8 protein-coding genes are annotated in these 7,989 nt (G+C 69.8%); 6 read left to right on the top strand and 2 right to left on the bottom strand.

The genetic code is table 11. The annotated features are described in order from the left end of the window. A partial coding sequence (locus ACNPM4_RS19675; protein ID WP_448986889.1) for an ATP-binding cassette domain-containing protein occupies window positions 1-1,497 on the bottom strand: 1,497 nt, incomplete at its 3' end. Window positions 1,498-1,744: 247 nt separating this feature from the next. After that, entirely contained in the window at window positions 1,745-2,401 is a 657-nt protein-coding gene (locus ACNPM4_RS19670; RefSeq protein ID WP_448986888.1) for an alpha/beta hydrolase, read from the bottom strand. A 72-nt stretch (window positions 2,402-2,473) separates the two neighbouring features. Here ACNPM4_RS19670 and ACNPM4_RS19665 point away from each other — a divergent pair, with 72 nt between their 5' ends. From ACNPM4_RS19665 to ACNPM4_RS19640, 6 genes are all read left to right on the top strand, one after another. Continuing rightward, on the top strand, window positions 2,474-3,079 hold the full coding sequence (locus ACNPM4_RS19665) for an NUDIX hydrolase family protein (protein WP_448986887.1): 606 nt from the start codon (window positions 2,474-2,476) through the stop codon (window positions 3,077-3,079). A 123-nt stretch (window positions 3,080-3,202) separates the two neighbouring features. Next, the gene (locus tag ACNPM4_RS19660; RefSeq protein ID WP_029261383.1) at window positions 3,203-4,687 is read left to right on the top strand and encodes an APC family permease; all 1,485 of its coding nucleotides are present in this window, start codon (window positions 3,203-3,205) and stop codon (window positions 4,685-4,687) included. Window positions 4,688-4,717: 30 nt separating this feature from the next. Further along, complete coding sequence (locus tag ACNPM4_RS19655; protein ID WP_448986886.1) at window positions 4,718-5,488, top strand: gamma-glutamyl-gamma-aminobutyrate hydrolase family protein; 771 nt, start codon at window positions 4,718-4,720, stop codon at window positions 5,486-5,488. Window positions 5,489-5,511: 23 nt separating this feature from the next. Further along, the gene (locus ACNPM4_RS19650) at window positions 5,512-6,276 is read left to right on the top strand and encodes an SDR family NAD(P)-dependent oxidoreductase (protein WP_029261385.1); all 765 of its coding nucleotides are present in this window, start codon (window positions 5,512-5,514) and stop codon (window positions 6,274-6,276) included. Continuing rightward, complete coding sequence (locus ACNPM4_RS19645; protein ID WP_448986885.1) at window positions 6,273-7,646, top strand: glutamine synthetase family protein; 1,374 nt, start codon at window positions 6,273-6,275, stop codon at window positions 7,644-7,646. Before ACNPM4_RS19650 ends, ACNPM4_RS19645 begins: the two co-directional genes overlap by 4 nt. Before the next feature lies 1 nt (window position 7,647). Next, the coding region (locus ACNPM4_RS19640; protein ID WP_448986884.1) for an aldehyde dehydrogenase family protein at window positions 7,648-7,989 on the top strand (342 nt) is incomplete at its 3' end.

Genomic DNA, 7,989 nt, shown 5'->3' with positions numbered 1-7,989 from the left:
GTGCGGTGCGGGATCGGCGAGCAGCAGCTTCGCCAGCGCCACCCGGAAGCGCTCGCCGCCGGAGAGGGCGGACACCGGGCGCTCCGCCGTCGCCCCGCGGATCAGGAACCGGGCGAGCCGGTTGCGCAGCTCCTTCTCCGGTACCTGGGGCGCTGCGGCCGCGATGTTCTCGAACACCGATTGCTCCTCGACGAGGCCGTCGACCCGCTGCGGCAGGTAGCCGATCAGGTCGGTGTGGGCCTCGATGTGCAGGGTCGGCCGTTCATAACTCCTCAATTCTTCGGCTGAATCGGCCGAAGAGCCCTGTTCCGGGCCGTCGGCCGTCGTTTCTGAGGAGTTGTGAACACCGCCCGCGACCAACCGCTCCAGCAGCGTCGTCTTGCCGGCACCGTTCCGGCCGATCAGGGCCACACGCTCCGGACCCTGGATCACCCAGGCCCGCTCCTCGTCGCCGATCGTCGCGATCCGGCGGCTCCGGGACACCTGCGGATCGGGCAGCTCGATCTTCATCGAGGAGTCCGAGCGCACGCGGCGCCCGGCCTCCTCGCGTGCGGTGTGCGCGGCCTCCTCCTTGGCGCCGACCTCGGTGCGGAGCCGGCCGGCCGACACCTCGGCTGCCATCTTGCGGCCGTGCGCGATGATCTTCGGGACCCGCTTCTCGATCTCGGCCTTCTTCGCCGTGCGGGCGCGGTGCGCGAGTTTGACCTCGGCCTCGATCCGCTGGCGCTTCTCCTTGCGGAGCGCCTGCGCGGCGGTGACCTCGGCCTGCTTCGCGGCATCCTGCTCCGCGTCCAGCCAAGCCCGCCACTCGGAGTACGGTCCGCCGAACACGCTCAGCGTCTGGGCGTAGAGCTCGGCGGTGTCGTCCATCAGCTCCAGCAGCGACAGGTCGTGGCTGACGACGATGAGCGTGCCCTTCCAGGCGCGCACCATCGCCGCGAGCTTCGCCCTGGCGTCACGGTCGAGGTTGTTGGTCGGCTCGTCGAGGAGTGTGATCGGCGCGCGACGCAGGCGGATGCCGGCGATCGCGACGAGCACGGCCTCGCCGCCGGAGAGTTCCCCGATCCTGCGGTCGAGGAACTCCGGCGCCAGGCCGGCTTCGGCGAGCGATGCCTCGGCCCGTGCCTCGATGTCCCAGTCGTCGCCGACCGCGTCGAAGTGGGCCGGGTCGACATCGCCGGAGCTGATCGCCCGCACGGCGTCGAGCGCCCCGGAGACGCCGAGCAGTTCGGCGACGCGGCGGTCGACGTCGAGGGTCAGCTGCTGGGGGAGGTACGCGACCTCACCGGATGCCGTGACGATGCCCGAGGTCGGTTCGAGCTCGCCGGCCATCAGTCGCAGCAGCGTGGACTTGCCGGCGCCGTTGCGGCCGACGAGGCCGGTGCGTCCGGAGCCGAAGGCCCCGGACACGCCGTCGAGCGCGACCGACCCGTCGGGCCAGGTGAAGGTGAGTCGGTCGAGGACGACCGACGCGTGAAGAGTGGAGGGTTGTGACATGAGTGTCTCCTGTCGAGTGCGAGGGTGCACTGACACCGAGCCCCGGCCGGGCGTGAACACGTCACGGATGCGGAGGGGAGGGTCTGCCGTGGAGTTGGCGATCGTCGGTTCAGCGCGCGGAAAGAGGAGCGCGGAGGCGACGGATCAGATCAAAGGACTTCCAGACACGGCGGACAGGACTCCCCGACGATACCCGGGCGTGTCGGCGTTTCGCAACCCCGGGCGTGTCGCGGAGTGGTCGCGTAGCTCAGCTCTTCGCGATCCCGTCGATCCACTTCGTGAGGAAGCGGTGCACGTCGGTCAGCTCCTCCTCGGAGATGCTGTGCGTGAGCCCGGTGTACACCCGGCCGGACAGGTCGGAGTGGCCGGGCAGCCACTGCGCGGTGTGACCGACCAGCTCGGGCGGGATGACGTCGTCGTGGGTGCCGCGCCCCCAGAAGACCGGCGGGCGCAGCTCGGCCAGTGCCTCATCGTGCGGCAGTTCGCCGGATGCCACGTAGCCGCTGAGCGCCGCGACCGCGCCGAAGCGCTCGGGTGCGAGTCGGAGAGCCTGCAGCGACACCGCCGCGCCCTGCGAGAAGCCGAGCAGTGCGACCGAGGGAGCATCTTCTGCCGCCGCGTCGAGCCAGCGCAGGAACGCCTCGGCGGCGACCGTGACCGCCTCGGGGCTGCGTCCGTCGAGTCCCTCGATCGCGTACCAGGACCGCCCCGGCATCGGCCACGGTGGTGCGAGGGGAGCGGCGACGGATGCGACGGCGATGCCCTCGGGGAGGTACGGGACGAGTCCGAACAGGTCGTGCTCATCGGCCCCGTAGCCGTGCAGCAGCACCAGCAGCGGCATCCGTCCGCGGTCGGGGGACGACCATCTGGTCGCGGTGTCATCGATCGTCAGGTTCTCGCTCACACCGTCATCCTGCCAGGGACGACCGACGTGCACGCGGTGTCGGTCGGGGGAGGCGGCTGGTAGAAAGGACACATGTCGGTCCGCACACCTGATCCCGATCCGGAGCCCGAAGACGATGGTCTCGGCGCGTTCCCGGACGCGAACCCGCCGGCGCCCGACGGCAACCCCGGCTGGTTGAGTGAGTTCGAACTCGAAGAGGCGCGGCGCCGACTGCCGATGCTCTACGTCGAAGCGATCCCGGTGCGCACCGACGGCTCCGGGCAGGTCATCGAGATCGGCATCCTCCTGCGGTCCACGCCGATGGGGGAGATGACCCGCACGATCGTGTCGGGTCGGGTGCGCTTCGGCGAGACCATCCGCGATGCCCTGTTCCGGCACGTCGAGAACGATCTCGGTCCGATGGCGTTCCCGATCATGCCGCCGCAGCCGCTGCCGTTCACGGTGGCCGAATACTTCCCGATGCCCGGTGTGAGCGCGTTCCACGACGACCGGCAGCACGCCGTGTCGCTGGCGTTCGTCGTGCCGGTGACCGGCACGTGCGAGCCGCGTCAGGATGCCCTCGAGGTCACCTGGTTCTCGCCGGAGGCCGCGGGGTCGGATGCGGTCGCCGCCGAGATGGAGAACGGACGAGGCACCCTCATCCGTCAGGCTCTCGCCTACCTCGGCCTGCTCCGCTAGTCGGCTCCGCACCCCGCACTCCCTCCGGTCGCCCTGGGCCTTCCCGAGGGTGACTCTTGCGTCGACGAATCTAATGGGCTAGAAAGTAGACCATTAGTCCAATCGGCAAAAGGATGCTTCGACATGGATGCTTCGACAACGACGTCGCGCAGCACAGCAGCACCCCAGGAGCGCAATCTCCGCGGGAACCTCGGGGCGGTGTCCGTCACCTTCATGGTGATCGCGGCCGCAGCCCCCCTCACGGTCGTCGGCGGACTCGTGCCCATCGGCTTCCTCGTGGGCAACGGCATCGGCTTCCCGGTCATGTTCCTCGTTGCCACCGTGATCCTGCTGCTCTTCTCGGTGGGCCTCACGGCGATGAGCCGCTTCCTGCCCAAGGCAGGATCGTTCTTCGTGTTCGCGACCCACGGGCTCGGTCGCACGCCCGGGCTCGCCACCGCCTACCTCGCGCTCGTCTGCTACACGACCGTGCAGATCGCGGTGTTCTCCTACCTGGGCGCGACGATCAGCTCGAGCATCGTCCTCCTCGGCGGCCCCGAGATCCCGTGGTGGCTGCTCACCCTCGCCTCGGTGGCGCTCGTCGGCGCGCTCGGCTATCGGCAGATCGAGCTCAGCTCCCGCGTCCTCGTGGTCGTGCTGCTCGCCGAGATCGGCATCGTCGTGCTGCTGGGGATCGTCATCCTCGTCACCGGCGGTGCGGAGGGTGTGACCTTCGGCTCGTTCCTGCTGCAGAACGTCCTCTCCGGTGCGCCCGCACTCGGCCTGATGTTCGCGATCGCGAGCTTCATCGGCTTCGAGTCGACCGTCGTCTACCGCGATGAGGTGCGCACGCCGGAGCGCACGATCCCCCGTGCGACTTACGCGTCCGCGATCGTGATCGGCGTCTTCTACGCCTTCGCCGCCTGGGCCGTCGTGGTGGGTGTCGGCGAGGGAGCGATCATCGAGGAAGCGGCCGCCGACCCGACCACGCTGATCACCCGTGTCACCGAGCAGTACCTCGGCCCGGTCGGCTCGATCGCCGTCGCCGTGCTGTTCCTCGGGAGCATGTTCGCCGCGGTGCTGTCGCTGCACAACGTGCTGACCCGCTACCACCACGCCATGGCCAACGCCCGCGTCCTCCCCGACAGGGTCGGCACGGTGCACGCGCAGCATGGTTCCCCGCACGTCGCCTCGATCGTGCAGGTGGCGACCTCCGGCATCGCGATCATCGTGCTCGCCTTGATCGGCTTCGCGCCGGAGAACATCTTCTCCTGGTTCGCCGGCATCGGGACGCTCGCGATCGTGATCCTGATGGCGGTCACCTGCCTCTCGGTCGTGGTCTACTTCGCCCGCACCCGGGTGCTGCGAAGCCCCTGGCACACCGTGATCGCCCCGATTCTGGGGTTCGTCGGTCTCGCCGTTTCCGCCGTTCTCATCGCTGCCAACTTCCCGCTGCTCGTGAGCGATGTCGACGCCGACGGGAACCCCGCCTGGGGCCCGATCAGCATCACCCTGGTCGGGGTCGTGGTCATCGCCCCCGTGATCGGACTCGTGCAGGCCGCGATCATGCGCGCGAAGGCACCGGAGGCGTACGCCCAGATCGTGCGTCGATTCGACGAGAACGCCTGACCCTCGACACGCTCGCCTCGCACCCGAAGGATGGACATCATCAGCACCCACGCCCTGCCCCGACCCCTGATCGGCATCTCCGGACGACGCTTGCGTGGCGCGGCGATCGGCGCACCGCACGGTTTCGCCGACGCTCCGCTCGAGGCCTACCTCAGCGAGTACTCGACCTCGGTGCTCCACGCCGGCGGGCTGCCGGTGCACCTGCCGATGGATGCCGTGCCGGCCGAGCTCGTCGAGCGCCTCGACGGCGTCGTGATCGTGGGCGGCGACGACGTCGATCCCCGCCTCTACGGGCAGACCCCGGGACCGTTCACCCCTTTGATCGACCCGCAGCGCGACGCGTTCGAAGCCGGGCTGATCGAGGCCGCCATCAGCGGCGGCATCCCGCTGCTCGGAGTCTGCCGCGGCGCACAGCTCCTCAACGTCGTCCGCGGCGGCACGCTCCACTCGCACCTGCCGCCGGGCGAGGGGGAGTCGCACGGCTCCTACGCCTACCCGCGCGCCCATCGGGTGCACGAGGTGCGCACGGCGCCGGGCAGCGTCGCCCAGACGCTGTACGGCGAGACGACCCGTGTCAACTCGTTCCATCACCAGGCGGTCGACGTGCCCGGCCGCGGAGTCGTGGTGACGGGGTGGGCGCCCGACGGCGTCGTCGAGGCCATCGAGCTCGAAGGCCTTCCGGCGATCGGGGTGCAGTGGCATCCCGAGACCTTCGGAGCCGACCCGGTCTTCGGCTGGCTGGTCGCACAGTCCGCCGCCCGTGCGACGCTCGCCGCGTCCGCCACACAGAACATCGCCTAGGCGTCACCGAACAAGGAGAAGAAATGCGACACGCAGACAAGAACGCCCTCATCACGGGCGCAGGCTCCGGCATCGGGCGGGAGACGGCCCTCCGGCTCGCCGGTGAAGGAGCGCGCATCCTGGTGACCGACGTGTCCGCCGATGGTGCGGCCGAGACGGTGCGCCTCATCGAGGAGGCAGGCGGCACCGCCCTTGCGTCCGTGGTGGACGTGCGCTCACGGGAGCAGATCCGCGCGGCGGTCGACCTCGCGCGTGCGGCCTGGGGGTCGCTGCACCTCCTGGTGAACAACGCCGGAGTCGTCACCGAGCACTCGTTCGAGACCCTCACCGAGGAGGCATGGGACTTCGTCTTCGACATCAACCTCAAGGGACAGTTCCTCGTCGCGCAGGAGGTCGCCCCGCTCATCGCCGAGTCCGGCGGCGGGGCGATCGTGAACCTGTCGACCGTCGAGGCCCTCGTCGTCGTGACGAGCACCGGCACCGCGCAACCGCACTACAACGCGAGCAAGGGCGGCGTGCCGATGCTCACGAAGGCGCTCGCGGTCGAGCTCGCGGCGAAGAACATCCGCGTCAACTGCGTGGCCCCCGGCCCGATCGCGACGGACTTCTTCGACTACGAGAGCGTCACGAGCCCCGAGGCTCTGGAGTTCATGAAGCAACGCCTCCTGGTGCCGCGGGTGGGCGTGCCCGCCGATATCGCCTCCGCGGTCTCCTGGCTGCTCAGCGACGAGGCGTCCTGGATCGACGGCATCCAGCTCCCCGTCGACGGAGGGTGGCTGACGCGATGATCGACGACGTGCGCCTGGCTCCGGACGAGCTGGAGGCTGCCGGCATCCGCACCGTGATCGTCGCGACGCCCGACCTGCAGGGTCGACTCGTCGGCCGCCGCATCCCGGTCGAGGGCTTCGGCCGCGTCGTGGAGAACGGTGTCGACATCTGCACCTGTGCCTGGGCGTGGGACATCGACCAGGGCCTCGAACTGATCGATGCGAACAAGTTCGCGCTGTGCGGGATGCACAACGGCGTCCCCGACGTGACGCTGATCCCCGACCTCGAGACCCTCCGCCCCGCGGCCTGGCTCGAGGGGGTGGCCATCTGCCTCGCCGACCCGGTCGACGTGCACACGCACGAGCCGATGCCGCTCTCGCCCCGCGTGCTGCTGAAGCAGGAGCTCGCCCGCATCCGGGAGCTCGGGCTCACCCCGCTCGCGGGGACGGAACTGGAGTTCTACCTGTTCCGCAACGACCCCAGGGAGCTGCGCCGCTCCGGATTCCGTGACCTCGACCCGACCACCCTCACGCCGTCGGACTTCATGATCCACGAGGGCAATCTCTACGAGCCCTTCTTCCAGAAGCTGCGCGCCGACCTCCGTGCCAGCGGCATCCTCGTCGAAGCCGCGCAGAGCGAATGGGGACTCGGGCAGTGGGAGATGACCTTCGAGTACGGCGACCCGCTGGAGATGGCCGATCGGCACGCGCTCTACAAGCTGGCGGTGCGCGACACCGCCGCTCGCGCGGGCATGTCGGCGACGTTCATGGCGCGGCCGCTCAACGACCAGCCCGGATCCTCCTGCCACGTGCACGTCTCGTTCGTCGACGACGAGAGCACGGCGGTGTTCTGGGACGAGTCGGCTCCGGATCGCCTCAGCGCGCGGATGCGGTCGGCGATCGCCGGCGCGCTCGAACACGCCCCCGCGCTGATGGCCTGGTATGCGCCGACCGTCAACTCCTACCGCCGCAGCAACTCGTCCGACGTGGCGGGGAGCGGTCAGACCTGGGGCTTCGACAACCGCACCACGACGGTGCGGGTGGTGGGGTACTCGCCGCAGGCGCTGCGCTTCGAGTTCCGCCTGCCCGGCGCCGACACGAACCCGTACTTCACCCTCACCGGGGTCCTGGCGTCGGCGCGCGACGGCATGGAGAAGGAGACCGTGCTGGGTGACGCCGTGGTCGGAAGCGCCTACGACCTTCCCGCCGACGGGGCCATGCCCGCAGATCCTCGTCAGGCGAGCATCCTGTTCGGCGAGAGCCCGCTCGTGCAGGAGCTCCTCACTCCCGAGCTGATCTCACATCAGCAGGTGCTGCTCGACCACGAGTGGACGACGTTCATGGCCCGCGTCACCGACTGGGACCTGCACCGCTACTTCGATCGGATCTGACATGACGTACCCCGCCCTGCGCACCTGGATCGCCGGCGTCGCCGAGGACAGTCCCGAGAGCGACGGCACCTGGCTGCATGACCCGAACACGGGGGAGGCCCTGGTCGCCTCCGCGTCGAGCTCACTCGACCAGGTCGGCCGTGCCGTGACCGCGGCGCAGCAGGCGCACGACGACGGGCGCTGGCGCGGCCTCGCCCCCGAGCGCCGCGCGGAGAAGCTGGAGGCGCTCGCCGACTGGCTGGACGAGCGGGCCGAGGAGGTCGCGCATCTCGACGCACTCAACAGCGGCGTGCCGATCTCCGTCACGCGGCTGTTCGGCGGGGCGAACGGCGCGACCCTGCGG

It is taken from the genome of Microbacterium umsixpiens (assembly GCF_053543675.1).
This window is presented reverse-complemented; position numbering and strand designations above follow the sequence as displayed.

Excerpts from the sequence above, each read along its gene's own strand:
- ACNPM4_RS19665 (WP_448986887.1), top strand. The coding sequence starts at position 2,474 with ATGTCGGTCCGCACACCTGATCCCGATCCGGAGCCCGAAGACGATGGT.
- ACNPM4_RS19660 (WP_029261383.1), top strand. The coding sequence starts at position 3,203 with ATGGATGCTTCGACAACGACGTCGCGCAGCACAGCAGCACCCCAGGAG.
- ACNPM4_RS19655 (WP_448986886.1), top strand. The coding sequence starts at position 4,718 with ATGGACATCATCAGCACCCACGCCCTGCCCCGACCCCTGATCGGCATC.
- ACNPM4_RS19650 (WP_029261385.1), top strand. The coding sequence starts at position 5,512 with ATGCGACACGCAGACAAGAACGCCCTCATCACGGGCGCAGGCTCCGGC.
- ACNPM4_RS19645 (WP_448986885.1), top strand. The coding sequence starts at position 6,273 with ATGATCGACGACGTGCGCCTGGCTCCGGACGAGCTGGAGGCTGCCGGC.